Origin of the sequence: Rhizobium laguerreae (genome assembly GCF_019778565.1) — a bacterium.
Classification (GTDB): domain Bacteria; phylum Pseudomonadota; class Alphaproteobacteria; order Rhizobiales; family Rhizobiaceae; genus Rhizobium; species Rhizobium laguerreae.
In genome coordinates this window covers 414,900-430,765 of the sequence record NZ_JAAXQT010000006.1, presented here as the reverse complement: position 1 = coordinate 430,765, position 15,866 = coordinate 414,900, and the positions used below count along the sequence as shown (strand labels likewise).

Here is a 15,866-nt window from a genome sequence, read left to right as displayed (position 1 = left end):
CACTATCCTTTCATCATGGTCACGTCGTCGACCTTGAGGGTAGATTTGTTCCTCACGAGGGCGACCAGGATACCGAGGGCGACGGCAACCTCCGCCGCGGTGATTGCGATGACGAAGATCGCGAAGATCTGACCGCGGAAATCGGCGTAGTAACGTCCGAAAGCGATGAAATTGATGTTGACCGAGTTGAGCAACAGCTCCAGCGACATCAGCACGACCAGAATGTTGCGCCTGAGCAGCACGCCCGCCGCTCCGATCACGAACAGCGCCACTCCGAGCAAAATACACCACCAGAGCGGAACCATCACCGCTGCTCCTTCTGCGCCAGCACGATGGCCCCGATCAGGGCGGCCAGCAGGATGACGGACGCAACTTCAAACGGCAGGAGATAGTCGGCGAACAGCGTTGTGCTGAGCTGCCTGACCTGATCGCCACCGCGCACGGTGACGGGCTGCGTGAGCGAAAAGCGGCCGCTCCAGAGCACCAGCGCAACCATCTCGATCCCAAGCAGGACGAGCAACACCAGAGCCGCCATGTTGCCGCCCGGCAAGAACCGTTGCAAGACCGCTTCGCGCACATCGATCATCATGATCACGAAGACGAACAGGACCATAATCGCGCCGACATAGACGAAGATCTGGATGACCGCGAGCAACGGCGCCTCGAGCAAGACGAAGATTGCCGAGATGTTGAGGAAACACGCCATCAGCGCCATTGCGCTGTGCACCGGATTCCGGGCCAAGACCACCGTCAGGGCCGTGATCACGGACACCGTAGCGAACACAAGAAAGAACCCCGGTTCCATCGACGCCGACCCTCCGACGCGAACTGCTACCCGGCGCGAGACGGCCGGAATTGAGATTGCGCCGCAAATTCCGATGCGTTCACAAATTGTGCCCTAATATCGGATTTTTCACAAGATTATTGTCATTGGCGGAGCAAACCAGGCCGGTCCGGATGTGGCGAAGGTCGCTTGCGAAACGTTTCCAGACGTCGGTCGAGGCAAGGATCCAGTGAGCAGTAATCGGATCCCGATCCTTCAGTCCAATTCAATGCGGCCCAGGAATTCTGCTGCCTGCAATGTATCCAAGGCGCTCGCTGTCTCCCGGAAATAAGGCAGGCCCTCCCAGAGGCTGCGATCGCCGACGATATAGAATCGGCGCTTGGCGCGCGTGAGGGCAACGTTCAAGAGGTTCGGCTTCGAAGCGGCCCAACTGGCCGCTCCGCTATGGTCGGCATCGGCGCCGAGCACCATGAAAACGATGTCTTCTTCCTTGCCCTGGAAGGTATGCACCGTGCCGATCCCTTCCTTCAACCACCTCGACAGCTTCGGTGGAGATGCCCGCATATTTCCGTTCGGATCGATCCATGTCGCGTGGGCGAGAGCCTGCCTCAGACTGTTCTTGATCTCTTTGAACGGCGAGATGATATAGAGATCTGGCAACGCGCCGTCCCGGCGATAGGTGGCGGTAAGGACGTCGACGATGAAATCCGTCTGTTCCACAACGGCCTGTTTGCCCGATACCCTGCCCTTGACATCGATCCAGGCGCTGTCGCCGTAAAACGGCGGCACGTCGCCGGCTGGTCGGCGTTCTTCCAGCCCGAATACCATCTTGTTCTGATAGGCGATCTGGTTGGCAAGGCCGAACATCGGATCGATGCAGCGCCGATGTACCCTGAGGGGGCTGCCGATCCAGAGCCCGTCGGCTTCCTCGCCCGAGACCGCCGTCCCATAGCGGTTGGTGGCGTCGGCCAGCATCTGCACCGACGCCCTGTTCGGCGAATATTGTCCTGCCGCCGTGTGGGGCGAGAGAGCCGAGATGGCGGTGATCAGTGCGCTGGGCAGCGTGAAGACCGGTTCGATCTGCTGGGGATCGCCGATCACCATAACGCGGCGGGCCCGCAACAGGGCGCCGACGGCCGCTTGCGGCACCGCCTGACCAGCTTCATCGATGAAGACCCAGCCGATCGAGCCGGTGTCGAGACCGCGGAACTGCCGGGCAAAGGAGGCGAAGGTCGTCGAGACGATGGGAACGATCATGAAAAGGCTCTGCCAGATCAACGCAATGTGCTCGCCGTCGGCGGGTCCGTTGTTGGAAAGCAGTTTGTTGGTGGCGACGATGTTTCCTCCAAAACCTCCGCCTTTCTTGCCCACGTCAGCCAGCCACGCTTCATGCAGCGTCAATGCCGCTTCCACCAATGCAGAACGCAGACCTGCCAGTTCGTCTCGATGCCACAGACCGTCAATCTGGAACTGATCGGTCTCGAGATCGGCGAGACGCCCGGGTAGGATGGGATGATCGAGAATCTTTCCGAGGCGATCGTATTCCTCTCTCTTCCTCGACCAGATTTCCCGTTGCGATCCTAGCGTCTGTTCCGCCCGCTGATATCCCCGCAGCGCCCGTTTCAGCGCAGGTCCATGGGTTTTTGCAATATGACGCTCGCATTGCGCCAGTGCCTTGCGCAATTCCAACTGCCTGCGCGCATTGGCGATAACACTTTGCCGATGCTGGCGGGCAGGATTGGCCGGCAGCACTTTCTCCCACCACGCGGGAGCGCTGCGGTCGAGCAGTTGTTCCTCCTCCTTCAGCTGAGACAATCCTTCCCTGATACGGAGCATTTCGGCCGCGACCATGTCGCATCGGTCCTGCGCATGTCGAAGCTCGCTTGCGGCCGCCCTGACCTTTTCAAGCGCCTCGCGGCAGAAAGTATCCTGCGAAATCAGGGAGATTTCTTCATGGAGATCGGCATAGCGTGCATATTCGCCGATCTTGTCGCGAACCACCTTGTCGGCGGCCTGAAATGCCGCCGATGCTTCGGCGAAGTTTGGTCCCTTATAACCCTTTAGCCACTCCCAGATGGTCTCTGGTTTGTCGGCACCGGACCAGCCGGGCTTCGGCCTTTCGGCGATCTCCATGAAGGCGAAACGTTCCTTGAACGCTCGGCGATTCCGGGAATTGCCGAGCGCACAGGCGATCAGCCCCCATGGGCGGTCGCCGTCCGAGAGCTTGACGACCGCCCCATTGTCCTTCTGGCAAGCGATTTTGTGCGCGATGGTCTGCAGATATTGGAAGGAAGACGTTCTCGCGACCGAGCTTTTCTTCGGAAGGTCGCGCGAAATATTCTCCACGGCGGCGTTGTTGGAGGAGGCGACGACCATTTCGAATCCTGCCAGGGCCGGGATCAGCGCCGATATCGAGGCCGTGCTCCGGTCCGAGAAAATGACGCGGCGCGGCGCGCCATCGAAGGCATCGCGAGCCGTCTTCAAGGAGGCCAGGATGCGGGCGCGCCGAACGATATTATCCGCGAACATGTCGCGAAGCAGCGTCGTCTTTCCCGTCCCTGGCGGGCCGTTGACCGAGAACAGTCCCGTTTCCGACAGGTCGTCGATTGCCGAATTGATCGCGAACTGTTGCATGAGGCTCATGGCGTGGTGAGGTTCGCTGAGCCAGCGCCCGCGGTTGAGTTTTCCAGGATGCAAGGCCCGAACGATCGCCCGGCGTCCGTCCTCCGAGTAGAGGTCGATCCGTTTCTCACGCGCCAGCGGGGTGAGATATTGCCTGAGCGGCGCGGGGATATCGCCATGCGTGACGCGTATCATCGCCCGCTCGATGTCTTCGATGAAGAAGCTGTTCAGGATGCCGATGTCATCTTCAACGCTTGCACTCTCGTCCTCGTCGTCGGCATCGATCGCATTACTATCAGGCGGTGGCGGCAAGGAGATAAGCTCAGGTTTTTCCACCCGGTCTCGATAGCGTATTTCAACAGCGGCGATGGGCTTTTCGTGCTTCGAGGCAAAGCCGGCCCAATCGCAGAGCAATTCATGCAGTGTCAGGATTTCGTTGGCATCGATCGGCTGATCGACCATGTCCTCGGAGGATGAAGATCTCAGATGCCGTTGAGCCCGAAAGTTTTGAAGCAATTCCGAGAGCTGCCGCTTGCTGTCGGCAAATGCCTCGTGGCTGAGCGAGGAGAGGCCGGATTTCCGCACCCGTCCCAGAGCCCATGGAAGCGTGGAAACCGAAAATGTTTCGAACATCGGCTCTCCCAAGGGGGAGAGCTGCAGGCTGGCAAAGCAGGTATCGCCATCGAGATCACCGCGTTCGGCATCGTCATATTCGGCGATATCGGCTGTAACGCTATCGAAGTGTCTGCGGATATCGGCAATTTCGGATTTGTTGAAAATCCCGAGGAAGAGGGTAAAACCCGTGATTTGCTTCTCCTCGGGGATCGCTGGACGGCTGAGTGCGGCACCGTCATCCTCGAGCGTTTTCGCATGCAGCCAGAAAACAGTTCGGCCTTCACCGGAGACGATGCGGCTGGAGAGATCGTAAGGAATGAAGAACTCGATCTTGTGCCAGAAATCGAGAATGGCCAGAAGCCGTTCCCTTTCGGCGCCGTCTGCAATTGTCTGCATGACTTCTCACTGAGGAGTTGCAAAAATAGGCTCGCGCTTTCTTTTAGCAACGATTGCAGCTCAAAATCAAAGACCATGGTGGCTGCGCGTCCCGGAGCCGCCGGACCGCATTTCCGCACCATGGCAAGGCCACATCAATGCAGACGTGGCCGGCGTCGCTCGCTGAGTTGCCGTCCCCGATTCCAGCGGGCGATGGTCTCCGGCACGACGTCCGTCTTGCCAACGGCGGGCTCGGCGATCGAGCGCAGGCGTTCGAGGGCAATCCCCGCCTTGGCGGCATAATCGAGCGAAGTCGGATCGTCCGAATGCACGTCCTGGATCGCGGCGAAGACGGCCTCGGCCTCGGCCAGCCGTTTGCTGGCGGCAAGGGCGATACCGCGCTTGTAATGTGCCTGGATAAGATGCGGCCCAATCTCGCCGACCCGGCGGAAAGTCTCTGCGGCCTGCTCATATTGATGCAGGGCAAGCTGCGTGTCGCCAAGCCGCATTTGGATCGGTGTCGGATCGGACGCTTGCTCGACGAGAACCTTGTAGGCAGTCAATGCCTCCGTCAGCTTGCCGCGGTCGAATAGCAGATTGGCGAGCCCGAATTCCGCGCCGGTATGGCCTGGAGCCGATTGCAGGACCTGGTTGAAGGCGATCTCCGCCTTGCTCCGGGCTCCGTTGCGGTACATGTCGAGCGCCTGTTCATAGACGAAACGAATACTGCGCGGGTTCAGCACGCCATGCAGATTCAGGCCGTTGCGGGTGCGGAACAGGGTGCAGCTGATCCGCCTTTCCTCCGCCCCGAACATATATTTATAGGGTTCGTTTCCGCGAAGGAAATCATAGGTCTTGAAGCCGTGCTCGATCGCTCGCCGGATGCAGTAACCATGCAGGATGAGACCGGGGGACGGCGTCTTCCAGTTTTCGTCGCGGCCGGTGATATAAAAGAGGATCGCCTGCTTCTGCCGGTCGACGATATTCGCCAGCGCGCCGAGCGGCTGGTCGCCATGCCAAAAGACCGGCACCTCGAGATTGCCGCAGTTGAAGCTGTCCATCAGCATCTCGCGCGTGGTGATGATCAGCCGCTCGGTCCGCTCCATGCCTTTGCGGGCACTCCACTTGATCCGCCAGAGTTTGAAGAGGATGTCCAAGTCCCGATCGATGGTCTCGGCGGTTGCCATCGTGATCCGGTAAATATCGTCTCCTTCGACCTTGCGCAGGAACCGCCGGAGCTTCTGGCGAGTCTGGCTGCTCATGCGCTGTTCGAGATAGTCGTCGAAGCTTGCCGGCAGGGGGACGATCGGGCAGATCGTATTGTCGATATTCTCGCTGTTTTTGGGCGAGCTGTCGCGAAACATCACCTCCGGCCCCTGCAGCGCCTCGATCATCTTCTCGCGCCGGCCGGCAGGACCGCTGAAATATTCGAGCTTCAGGTCGGTCCAGTTCTGATGCTTGAGAAACGAAGCAAAGCCGGCAATGGCGTGATGCTCGTAATCCGGTCTGACGATGAAGCCAGTATAATCGGCCGCAAAATTCCCGGCCATGATGATCTCGTCGTAGAAGAGCCCGGTCTTCTCGTTCAGATGCGTGATGAGGCGCAGCGGAAAGAAGGCGACATAGGGTGCTTCGGGATCGCGTTCGCGAAGGGCGAGGATGAACCAGCGGCGTCGGCGGGAGAGATAGTTCTTCAGCCATATCCAGGAGAGGAAATGCTGCGCGTCGGGATCTTCCAGGAAGACCTGATCCCAGTTCTCGCGTACCGCCTCGAACCCTGTAATGGTGTCGATGATATCTATGCGCATGTCCGCCCCCAATACCCCATACGTCACTCGGGAGGTTTCATTCTAGTGGGAAACACCGATCTTCAAATAAACCGTCCGGATGATTTAAGTGGCCTAAATGGGATTAGTCCTGAGCCGGCGCATAACCCAAAATCGCATCCGGTTTCTGGTAGCAATTATACACAGATTCAAAACGTTAGAGCGCAACGGGTCCTGAAGGATGCTGCACTTCAACGGACATCGCCCGAAAGTGTGCAGCGGTTTTGAGAACATGGGTACATAAGATTAGATCAGAGCTCGCCGGAGATCCGCGGGCTCGCATGGATGAAGGCCCAGAGCGTCCGGCTGATGGCGACGATCTCGGCGATCGACTTTTCGAGAAGGTCGAGTTCGCGCGCGTCCATCTGTTCGATCTTGCCGTAGCGGATCTGCTTGTCGTCCTCGACGAGCCGCATCAGCTGCGTGCTCGAGATCTCTCCTTTTTCGTCGAAGGAATAGATGCAGTGATTGTACTTGTTGCGGATCTTGGATTCCTTCTTCAGCCGCGCCATGGCCGAAAGAATCGCCTTCCGGTCGGAAGGGGAGGTCGAAGCGAGCTTGGACAGCCGTTCGATGAGATCGATCCGGGCGCGCGTGGTGTTCAGCGTCAGGAACACGACGATTGCCGCATCCTTTTCGACCCGGAGAAGATGGGCGATGATGTAGATCAGCAGGCTTTCGGTGTTCGTCCAGACATAGTTCAGGCGGCCGACCCGCAGCAGGACATCGGACATCGCCGCCATGCTTGCCCCTTTCTCCCCGGAGGGATCCATCCCTCAAGGGATGAACATGTGGACATTACATCAGAACAACGGGCAAGTCCGTCATATCTACCGGACCGCCCGTTGCCGGATCGTGAGCGATCAGCGCTCCTTGAAAGCCCGGGACATGCTGTCGGTGATCGGTTTGCTCAGATATTCGAAGAAGGTGCGTTCCGACGTCTGAATCAGCACTTCGGCCGGCATTCCAGGAACGGGATGGAAATTGTGCACCCGCGCAATCTCGGAATCGGGTATTCCGACGCGGACGATATAGACGTCCTTGACCGAAGCTCCCGCATTTTCCTCGATCGAATCGGCTGAGACGTAGAAGACCTTGCCCTGCAAAACAGGGGTCGTGCGCCGGTTGAGCGCCGTGAGGCGGATCGAGGCCGTTTCTCCCTCATGCAACTGGTCGATGGAGTTGCGCAGCACCTTCGCTTCCAGGATCAGCGGCACATGCGACGGCAGGATCTCCATGATCGGCTTTCCTGTCGTGATGACACCGCCGGCTGTGTGAAAATAGGAGCGCACCACCGTGCCCGACACCGGCGAACGGATAGTGGTGCGTTCGAGCACGCCGGCGGCCTCGCGCATCTGTTGGCGCACACTGTCCAGATCGGTTTCGGCGGTCTCGAGCGCATCGAGTGCCGCCTGCTTGTTGGAGTTGACGGCGATGACGGCTTCCTGGCGGAATTTGGCGATCTCCGCTTCGCTCTCGTTGAGCTCGCCGTTCAGTCGAGCAATGTCGCCCATCGCATCGGCGATCGCTCGCTCGATTGCCAGCAGATCCGTCTTGCGCATATAGCCGACCTTGACCAGCCGAGCCTTGGAGTCGCGTTCCTCGGTCAGCAGCGACAGCTGCCTTTCGAAGGATTCTCGCTGGCCCCTATAGCCGGCGAACCGGAATTCGAGCGATGCGATGTTCTTCCCGATCAGATTGAGCTGCTCCTCGAGTTTGATCTGCTTGCTGCGGAAGACGACGTTCTGGCTCTGGATGATCGCGTTGATATCGGGATCGCCGGCCTCCTTCGTCACGATATCGGGAAGCTGGAATTCGCGCAGGCCCTGCGCTTCGGCACGGAGCCTGGCGACGACGGCTTCAAGGCGCAGGCGACGAAGCTGCAGCATCCGCTCGTTCGAGCGGGATGCTGTGGGATCGAGGGTCAGCAGGATGTCGCCTTCCCTGACCGTATCGCCTTCGCTGACGCGCATCTCCTTGATGATGCCGCCTTCCAGATGCTGGATGATCTTGTTGTTGCCGGTCGCGACGAAGCTTCCCTGCGCGATAACGGCGGAGGCGAGCGGCGCCGTCGCCGCCCAAAAGCCGAAGCCTCCGAACGAGGTGAAGAGAACCGTCAGGCCGACGATGCTGTGCACACGGATCGAGCGCGGCACATCGCTATACCACTCGAGCTGCGCCGGACCTGTCGTCTCCCGATTTTTCCGTCCCATGTCGTTCATCCCTCAATGCGCGGTGCTTGTTGACCGTTATTGCCGTTGTTCTTGGAAAGCGCCTGCAGCACCTCGATCCTTTCCCCGAACATGGCGACAGTGCCGTCCTTGAGCACAAGGATCTTGTCGACGCATTGGAGAAGAGCCGGGCGCTGGGTGATGGTGACGGTGGTAATGCCCTGCTTCTTGGCGTGGATCAGTGCCCTGGCAAGGGCTGCCTCGCCCTGCGTATCGAGGTTCGAGTTCGGCTCGTCGAGCACCACGAATTTGGGATTGCCGAAGAAGGCGCGGGCGAGCGCGATGCGCTGCTTCTGGCCGCCCGAAAGCGGAGCGCCATCGGCCGCCACGATGGTTTCGTAGCCCTGCGGGAAGCCTGCGATGAGTTCGTGAACGTCGGCCAGCACCGCCGCCTCGTAGATCTGGTGATCGTCGACGTCGTCGCGCATGCGGCAGATATTGGCCTTGATCGTGCCGGGAAAGAGCTGCACGTCCTGCGGCAGATAGCCGATGCTTTCGCCGAACTGGCGCTGATCCCAGTTGCGCAGATCCATTAGGTCGAGGCGTACATTTCCCGATGTCGGGACGATCGAGCCGACGAGCATCTTGCCGAGCGTCGTCTTGCCGGATCCGGAATTTCCGATGATCGCAAGCGATTCCCCCTTCCTGAGCGAGAAGGAGATGCCGTTGAGAATGACCTTCTTTTGCGGTGGCGGCACGAAGAGAATGCGTTCGACATCGAGCCGGCCTTCGGGATTGGGGAGGCGCAGGCGCGGGAAGTTCAATGGGGAATTCAACAGTAGTCCCTTGATCCTGCTATAGGCGGCTGCCGACCGGTTGAACTGGTTCCACCCTTCTATGGCGCCTTCGATTGGTGCCAGCGCGCGTCCCGAGATGATCGAGGCCGCAATCACCATGCCGCCCGTCAGTTCGCCGGCGAGCGACAGATGTGCGCCCCAGCCGAGCAGGGTGACCTGGGTGATCATGCGGCAGGCCTTCGATATGCCGGAGAAGATGATATTGCGGTCCTGTGCCTCGACTTGCGATTTCAGCGAACCCGCCGTTTCCCGGCCCCACATCTTCACGGCCTCGGGGATCATCGCCATTGCGTTGATGATCTGCGAATTGCGCGACATGGAATCGAGATGGAAATTCGCCCGGCTGAGATAGCCGTTGGATTCGGCGAATTGCCGGGCGGTGAATTTCTGGTTCAGATAGGCGATGACGAAAAGCACCGCGCAGCAGACCATGATGATGATGCCGAGATGCGGATGCACGAAATAGACGACGACCACGAAGAACGGCATCAGCGGCGCATCGAGAAATGCGATCAGCGTGCCTGATGTCAGGAAGCCGCGCAGCAGCTGCAGATCCTGCAGCGTCTGATAGTCCTTGCCGCTGCCATGCAGCGATGCCCTGGCTGCAGCGCTGAGGATCGGCGCGCCGAGCTGTACTTCGAGCTCCACCGCGGTGCGCATCAGGATGAAGCGGCGCACCGAATCCATGAAGGCCTGTAGTAGCACGGCGCCGAGCACGGCGATCGAGAGCATGACGAGCGTGTCGATGGAACGGCTTGTCAGCACACGATCGGATATCTGGAATAGATAGAGCGGGATTGCCAGCAGAAGGACGTTGATGGCGATCGTGAACATCATGACGACCACCAAATTGCGCCGTACCGCCGCCATGCCCCGCGAGAGGCTGGCGGCGAAATTCACAGGCTCGCTACGCTTGTGAAAACCGCCGCCGCAGGTGCGCAGCCGCCTGTTGTTCTCGCTGATCGGACCGCTTTCGCCTTCGATGGTCCTGCCGAAAGGCATCGTCGGGCTCGATTTAAGCTCGGTCTTCTCTTTCGGCAGTTCGGGGGTCACCCGCGCTTCGATCTGCGGCCGGGCTGGCGCTTCCGGCGTTTTTGCTGTCGCCAGGCCCTGCGCCACCGCGACATGAGGTGCCGTTTCCACTTTAGCTTCCGGCACCACCATCTTTTCCGGGAGCGGCGCCTGCGTAGCGCTTGCGCGTCCGATATCGGCAGCCTCGTTTGCCGCAGCTTCGGACGTCTTCTTGTGGCGATCGGGAGACGAAGCAGCGGCGCCGCTCAGCCTGCGAAGGTTCTCGACCGCCTCGTCGATCGCGGATATGCACATATCGGTCATCGGCGCATCCGAGGGAGCAGCGGAGGGAATAGTGCCCGATCTCAGATCGAGGGCGCTGCCTGCCGCAAAGATTTGTTTCGAAATCTGGTTCATCGTGGTTTCCTCGCAATACTCAAGGTCAGGCGACCATGGCTTGCATTACGTCGGCGGGGTGCGTCGACGACCATGAAAAATCGTGCCCGGCATTGATGACGCCGTCAGCGGAATCGCCGCCCGCCGGATCGTCGTTGTCGAGAAAGGCGATGACTTCATTGGCGAGCCCGTCGTCGACCGGCTGTGGCTGTGTCGTGTCATGCTCCACCAGTCCGCCCTGAATGAGGATGGCGTCTGAATAGAGCTGGCCTGCCAGATAGGTCGTCTGGCCGAAACTGTCGTAGTCGACGATCTCGGCGATGTTGACGACCGCATTGCTGCCCGTGTCGATCGTAACCGTTGCGTCGGGATTGTTTTCGAGAATGGTCGATGCCGCCTGGGTCACATCGTCGGAATCGCCGAGGATGCTGACCTGCTTTATGATCGTCATGTCGTAGAGATTGCCGGTGATATAGAGAACGTCGAGGCCGGCATATCCCTGGAAATCCACATCGAAGGACAGCCCTTCCGGCATGTTGGGATCGCGATCTTCGATCGCCTTCTGCGTGTCGACCATGTAGTCGGGCATGGCCTCGAACGGGCCGCCCGTCCCGACATTGTGGATCGAGGCGAAATTCCAGATCAGGTTGTTGCCTGTTTGTAGGTCGGCGCCGGGATCGAGGTCGCCCTCTGCCCGCACCCAGTCATTGTCGTAGAGCAGCGAGACCTGCGTGATGCTGTTGATATCGAGCACATTGCCGCCGATGATCACCAGATCATATTGCAGGCCCATCTGGAAAAAGGAGGAGAAATTAATCGAAGTATTGCCGCCCGTCAGAACCGTGGCTTCGGACCCTGAGGTGGTGACCGTCATCGTGTCGTTGTCGGTGACGAAGTGATATTGCTCGATCCACTGTACGAAGGAGACGTCGCCATCGATGACGCTGACGCGCCAGCTGTTGGGGAACGTCGGATCGGCCGAATCGGGTTCGGCATGGCTCGATGCTTCGAAGGTGCTTTGTTCGAAGAGGGCGATATTCTTGGCGATCGTTCCCGTCTCTTCGGCCGAATGGCCGGATGAATGCAGTGCCGAGGCGATCTCGTCGTTGTCGCTGTAGACAAAGGCCTGGGAGATCGCGTCGATCTGGTGATAGTTGCCCATCACCGCCGAGACCGAGGTGATGACGCCGGTATTGATCACCGAGGCGACGTTGACGACGAGATTTGCACCGGCGGTGACATCGAGGCTGTTGCCGCTCGGGTCGGTCTGCTCGACGGATGTATTGCTGTCATCGGGTTCCTCTGGCAGCTTTGCGAGACCGCGGTCGGGCAGAAAATCGTCAAGGACGGGTATATCGGCTTCGACCTTGCCGTTGACATAGACTTTGTCATCCATGGGTTCGGTGGTGACGAAATGATGCGTCACGTCGCTGTCGGGCGAGGCCACCCCGCTATCCTCGGTATTTCTGGCATTCCGGATATAGTTTTGGAGATCCTCGGCGATCTTCAGGGCGCCATCATAGGTATCTGTCCGGTGGAGGCTCGCAAAAGGCGTGAAGATCTCGGCCTTGGTGCTGAAATCCGCGAGCTGCTCGATGACGAAACTCGTGTCTCGAGGCGCATGGACGCCATCCGTCATATCGAGATAGTCGTCGTCGTAGAGGGCGTTGACCTGGAGGACATGACTGATCGCCGAACCAGGCCCGGCAAAGACTGTCAGTTCCGGCTCATCCGTGAGCACGATATCCGTAGGATCGCCGAAATGCGGTAACGGGATGTCCTTTCCGGCTATCGCCGCCAGCTTCTCGAGGCTCTCTTCGAAGACGCGGCCGAAATGGCGCGCCGGGCCAAATTCGATTTCGTAGCTGCCGCTTTTGTAATTGATGCCCGGATCGTAGTCCTTGAGCTGGAGATCGGAAGAGAAGGCGGCGGTAAAGGCATCCTGATCCGGCAGAGCCGGTCCATCCGCGCCCGGTCCTGCGCCTTCGGCATAGTTGGCACGCAACCTCATCTCGTCGGTCGTCATCTCGAAGAGACCGATGAAGTGCGCAATGATTTCCGAAATCTTCTCGATATGCATGGTTCGGCCCTCCCATTCGAGATGACGATCGGCCTTGGTGGCGCCCGCCCGGGGGAGCCGTGGTGTGGTCGTCAAATCGTTTTCAAGCAATCAAACTGCACCGGCTTGAGCCGGTGCAGTTCGTCTTGGTCGCTGGAGGTCGTGTCAGGTGCCGGTATCCTCGCCGACGTCGGAGGCATGAGAATTGCCGCCGATGACGCTGGAGTCGACTGTGTTGCTGAGCAGGTTCGCACCCTGAACGAGCTCGAGGTGGAAGCCGGAATTGGCAAGGATCGCCGAAGCATCGGCCGCGCTCGATCCGCTCGCGTCGTCGCCGGCCTTGAGATCCCAGCCTTTGCCGTCCATCTCCATGCCTTCTGCGCTGTCGGCGGTGCCGCCATTGGCATTCAGGTGGTTCTGAGCTCCTGCGTTGTCCATCTTGGTGTTCCAGGCGCTATCCTGGTCAGCCAGATGGTTCGCCTGGATGGCGCTGAAGCCGCTGTCATTGCCTTCGCCGGTCAGCGAATTGTTCAGGATGCTGTCGACGTCGAGAGTGAAGGAGAAGTCGTCCCCGAGGTTGAAGGTGAGGTCGTGTCCGGCAACGCCGAGGTTGGAGTCCTTGACGTCCTCGATGACGGCGAAGTCTGTGTCCGTCTTGTTGAAGCTGTCGGAGGTGTTGTTGCTGTCGGTAACCGTCTTCGTATCCGTATCCGTCTCGGTAACGGTCTTGATATCGGTGTCGGTCACGGTCTTCGTATCGGTGTCCGTGATCGTCTTGGTGTCGGTATCGTTGTCGCTGTATGACTTGCTGTCATAGCTCCAGTCGTAGTCGGTCTTGGTGTCGGTATCGGTGATCGTCGTGGTCTTGGTGCTCGTATCGTCGTCGGACTTATAGCTCCAGTCATATTCGTTGTCGCGGTTGTCGCCATTGTTGGCGGCGACATCGATCTCCGACTTGACGTCCACGTCGACGCTGTTGTCGGTATTGTCGCGATTGTCGCCATTGGCGACGCCGCCGACATAACCGGTCGAATCGTCGTCGATTTTAGTCGAATTGATCGCGCTGTTGGCAAAGCCGTCGGCAAGCGCCCCGGCCTTCGTGATTTCGGTGTCGTCAGACATTGCATTCTCCAGAAAAAACCGGAGCAGCTTCTCGAAATCCCTCTCATCTCAAATGGGATTTTACTCGCGCTCGCTCCGATGCGGTTAACATCGGCAGATGTATTCGATACTGGTCATCTGCAGCTTCATCGCGATTTGTTGATCAAACCGTTGGTATTGGGAACGTACGTACAAAGTACAAGGCCGCACATATCCGGCTCCGAATCCTGGGAAGGATAGGGAGTATTCAGGTTTTCTTTTCGTTGGGTTGCCCTAAATGGAGGCCGCGCATCAAAAACGCATGACAATGCATGGCTTTCCATGTCGCCACTTGGACGACGATCACAGAATGCTGTAAAGAATATGGATCCGATAGATACCAATTCGGGCTAAGGCCGATTTGCCACTTCCGGCTAGCCCCTGTCGTTGGAGCGTTGAGACTTCTTCAGCCGGGGCGACGCTAAGCTGCGAGAATCCAGGACTTCCGGCATTCGCCGCTGGGCTGAGGAGCAGCTTTCGAGGTCTGCCTGTCTCATATCCGACACTTCATGCGTGATGAAAATATAACAATCTGTACTGAAGCATTACATTTAGCTCTCATCTATAGTGAAGGCAAATATAGCCTCTAAGTATATATTGCAGTAAGAATGCAACCGTTGCTTGGTATCGTATCGTTTTTAGTCCGCTAAAACTAATTACTTTGGGCCATTTCCTTCCTTCTCAATCCGTATTAACATAATTAAGAAATGTCTAAAAAATAAAGCGATGACTTTGGGGTCGGCATTTCTTACTAGCTAATACCCGCCATCGCGCCGAGTTGAGTAAAGTGTAACGCTAGGGGAGGCGTATATGTTCATGACAGGCTCAGGAATGGAGAATGCGGACCAGGGAAGGAATTTGGGTTCGTCCGGAGATACTATATTAGTGGTAGCAAAGGCGGATCTTTTTTCAGAATGCATGGTAGAAGCACTGGCAAAGAAATTTCCGAACTGTGATGTGGCAAGCATAACGAGTACAAAGCCGATGCTGGAAAAAGATACCGGCGATATGAAACTCGTTTTATTCTACCATATACCCGGCCCGGAGCTCCATGAAGCGTTGCAGGCTGTCCGCGAAAACCATCCTGAAACCTCGATCGGACTTGTCGTAGAAGCTATCGACATGCTCGAGACTTATGTCAGCCGGCTGGTAGAAGCGCGGATCATCGATGGCGTCCTGCCGCTCAACCTCCGGCTCGATGTCTTCATGGCTGCAGTGGATCTACTGATGAAGGGCGGCGAACATTTTCCGTCAGCACTTCTCAATCGCCTCACCAACAAAAACGCCCAGCTGGAGCCTTCGCTCTATCAGACAAAATCGGTCGATGCGGCCCGCAGCAATGCGCTCAAGCTAAGACGCGACAGCATCTCCGCTTTGACCACCCGGGAGGTTCAGATCCTGGATCTCATCTGCAAGGGGACGCAGAACAAGATCATCGCCGACAAGCTGCATCTTTCCGAGAATACCGTGAAGGTTCACGTCCGCAACATCTACAAGAAGATGAACGTGCGAAACCGCACGGAAGCGGCATCCCGCTTCTTCAATGAGCATCCCGCCGGCGAAGACGACATGTCCGGACGCTGGCGCAATTGATCTAGCGCTTTTTGCTTCAGGTTGAGGGCCGCGCAAAGCAGCGCGATTTTTGTCCGAAGCCGCTTGGAGAGCAGATATAGGGCGCTGAGCCGTGATAGGCTGCGGTGCGGAGCGTCGGCGTAGCCGGCCGCTCGGCCCGGTTTACCGGATAGGCGTAGGCCTTCGAGACGCGCGGGGCTTCGATCCCGTCGATGTTCTTTTTCGCGACGACCGCGAAATCGTCGTCAACGACCGTGCAAGCCGTCGTTCCGATCGCCAGAAGCGCCGTTCCCCAGACGAACATCGCCGAGCGGAGGCGCCAGCCTTTGAGCTGCGTCGCGTCTTGTTTTTTCAACATACCAAATCCCTCGCATATGGCGCTTCCGGATGCAAGACCGGCGGTGAGGTTGAGCTCGGCCAATCTGCTGCGTTCCCTCG

General features: G+C 58.4%; 11 protein-coding genes. 1 reads left to right on the top strand and 10 read right to left on the bottom strand.

Annotated elements, in window-relative coordinates:
- Positions 1 to 2 precede the first annotated feature (2 nt).
- The 9 genes from nuoK to HFO71_RS20880 all read right to left on the bottom strand — a co-directional run bounded on the left by nuoK (position 3) and on the right by HFO71_RS20880 (position 13,838).
- Complete coding sequence (gene nuoK, locus HFO71_RS20920; protein ID WP_131640157.1) at positions 3 to 305, bottom strand: NADH-quinone oxidoreductase subunit NuoK; 303 nt, start codon at positions 303 to 305, stop codon at positions 3 to 5.
- Positions 305 to 805 carry an NADH-quinone oxidoreductase subunit J gene (locus tag HFO71_RS20915; RefSeq protein ID WP_131640130.1) on the bottom strand — a complete coding sequence of 167 codons (501 nt, stop codon included), beginning with the start codon at positions 803 to 805 and terminating at the stop codon, positions 305 to 307. The genes nuoK and HFO71_RS20915 overlap by 1 nt, the downstream gene beginning before the upstream one ends.
- Before the next feature lie 234 nt (positions 806 to 1,039).
- Complete coding sequence (locus HFO71_RS20910) at positions 1,040 to 4,417, bottom strand: DEAD/DEAH box helicase (protein ID WP_221988385.1); 3,378 nt, start codon at positions 4,415 to 4,417, stop codon at positions 1,040 to 1,042.
- A gap of 134 nt (positions 4,418 to 4,551) precedes the next feature.
- Complete coding sequence (locus tag HFO71_RS20905; protein WP_077977690.1) at positions 4,552 to 6,204, bottom strand: GNAT family N-acetyltransferase; 1,653 nt, start codon at positions 6,202 to 6,204, stop codon at positions 4,552 to 4,554.
- 269 nt (positions 6,205 to 6,473) lie between these two features.
- Positions 6,474 to 6,965, bottom strand: a complete 492-nt coding sequence (locus HFO71_RS20900) for a hypothetical protein (protein WP_017962677.1) — start codon at positions 6,963 to 6,965, stop codon at positions 6,474 to 6,476.
- Positions 6,966 to 7,085: 120 nt separating this feature from the next.
- Positions 7,086 to 8,435, bottom strand: a complete 1,350-nt coding sequence (locus HFO71_RS20895) for an HlyD family type I secretion periplasmic adaptor subunit (RefSeq protein ID WP_077977691.1) — start codon at positions 8,433 to 8,435, stop codon at positions 7,086 to 7,088.
- Between the two features lie 5 nt (positions 8,436 to 8,440).
- Positions 8,441 to 10,678 (bottom strand): type I secretion system permease/ATPase, encoded by a 2,238-nt coding sequence (locus tag HFO71_RS20890; RefSeq protein ID WP_131640127.1) that lies wholly within the window; start codon positions 10,676 to 10,678, stop codon positions 8,441 to 8,443.
- Between the two features lie 25 nt (positions 10,679 to 10,703).
- Positions 10,704 to 12,737, bottom strand: a complete 2,034-nt coding sequence (locus HFO71_RS20885; RefSeq protein WP_131640155.1) for a hypothetical protein — start codon at positions 12,735 to 12,737, stop codon at positions 10,704 to 10,706.
- A gap of 144 nt (positions 12,738 to 12,881) precedes the next feature.
- Entirely contained in the window at positions 12,882 to 13,838 is a 957-nt protein-coding gene (locus HFO71_RS20880) for a fibrinogen-binding protein (protein WP_131640126.1), read from the bottom strand.
- An 828-nt stretch (positions 13,839 to 14,666) separates the two neighbouring features.
- On the opposite strand from HFO71_RS20880, the gene HFO71_RS20875 reads away from it, so the two are divergent.
- The gene (locus tag HFO71_RS20875; RefSeq protein WP_131640125.1) at positions 14,667 to 15,449 is read left to right on the top strand and encodes a helix-turn-helix transcriptional regulator; all 783 of its coding nucleotides are present in this window, start codon (positions 14,667 to 14,669) and stop codon (positions 15,447 to 15,449) included.
- 16 nt (positions 15,450 to 15,465) lie between these two features.
- Here the strand turns inward: HFO71_RS20875 and HFO71_RS20870 are convergent, their stop codons facing one another.
- The gene (locus HFO71_RS20870) at positions 15,466 to 15,786 is read right to left on the bottom strand and encodes a hypothetical protein (RefSeq protein WP_131640124.1); all 321 of its coding nucleotides are present in this window, start codon (positions 15,784 to 15,786) and stop codon (positions 15,466 to 15,468) included.
- Positions 15,787 to 15,866: the final 80 nt, after the last annotated feature.

Bases quoted from the DNA above. Each gene is read 5' to 3' on its own strand.
- nuoK (WP_131640157.1), bottom strand. From the start codon at position 305: ATGGTTCCGCTCTGGTGGTGTATTTTGCTCGGAGTGGCGCTGTTCGTG.
- HFO71_RS20915 (WP_131640130.1), bottom strand. From the start codon at position 805: ATGGAACCGGGGTTCTTTCTTGTGTTCGCTACGGTGTCCGTGATCACG.
- HFO71_RS20910 (WP_221988385.1), bottom strand. From the start codon at position 4,417: ATGCAGACAATTGCAGACGGCGCCGAAAGGGAACGGCTTCTGGCCATT.
- HFO71_RS20905 (WP_077977690.1), bottom strand. From the start codon at position 6,204: ATGCGCATAGATATCATCGACACCATTACAGGGTTCGAGGCGGTACGC.
- HFO71_RS20900 (WP_017962677.1), bottom strand. From the start codon at position 6,965: ATGGCGGCGATGTCCGATGTCCTGCTGCGGGTCGGCCGCCTGAACTAT.
- HFO71_RS20895 (WP_077977691.1), bottom strand. From the start codon at position 8,435: ATGGGACGGAAAAATCGGGAGACGACAGGTCCGGCGCAGCTCGAGTGG.
- HFO71_RS20890 (WP_131640127.1), bottom strand. From the start codon at position 10,678: ATGAACCAGATTTCGAAACAAATCTTTGCGGCAGGCAGCGCCCTCGAT.
- HFO71_RS20885 (WP_131640155.1), bottom strand. From the start codon at position 12,737: ATGCATATCGAGAAGATTTCGGAAATCATTGCGCACTTCATCGGTCTC.
- HFO71_RS20880 (WP_131640126.1), bottom strand. From the start codon at position 13,838: ATGTCTGACGACACCGAAATCACGAAGGCCGGGGCGCTTGCCGACGGC.
- HFO71_RS20875 (WP_131640125.1), top strand. From the start codon at position 14,667: ATGTTCATGACAGGCTCAGGAATGGAGAATGCGGACCAGGGAAGGAAT.
- HFO71_RS20870 (WP_131640124.1), bottom strand. From the start codon at position 15,786: ATGTTGAAAAAACAAGACGCGACGCAGCTCAAAGGCTGGCGCCTCCGC.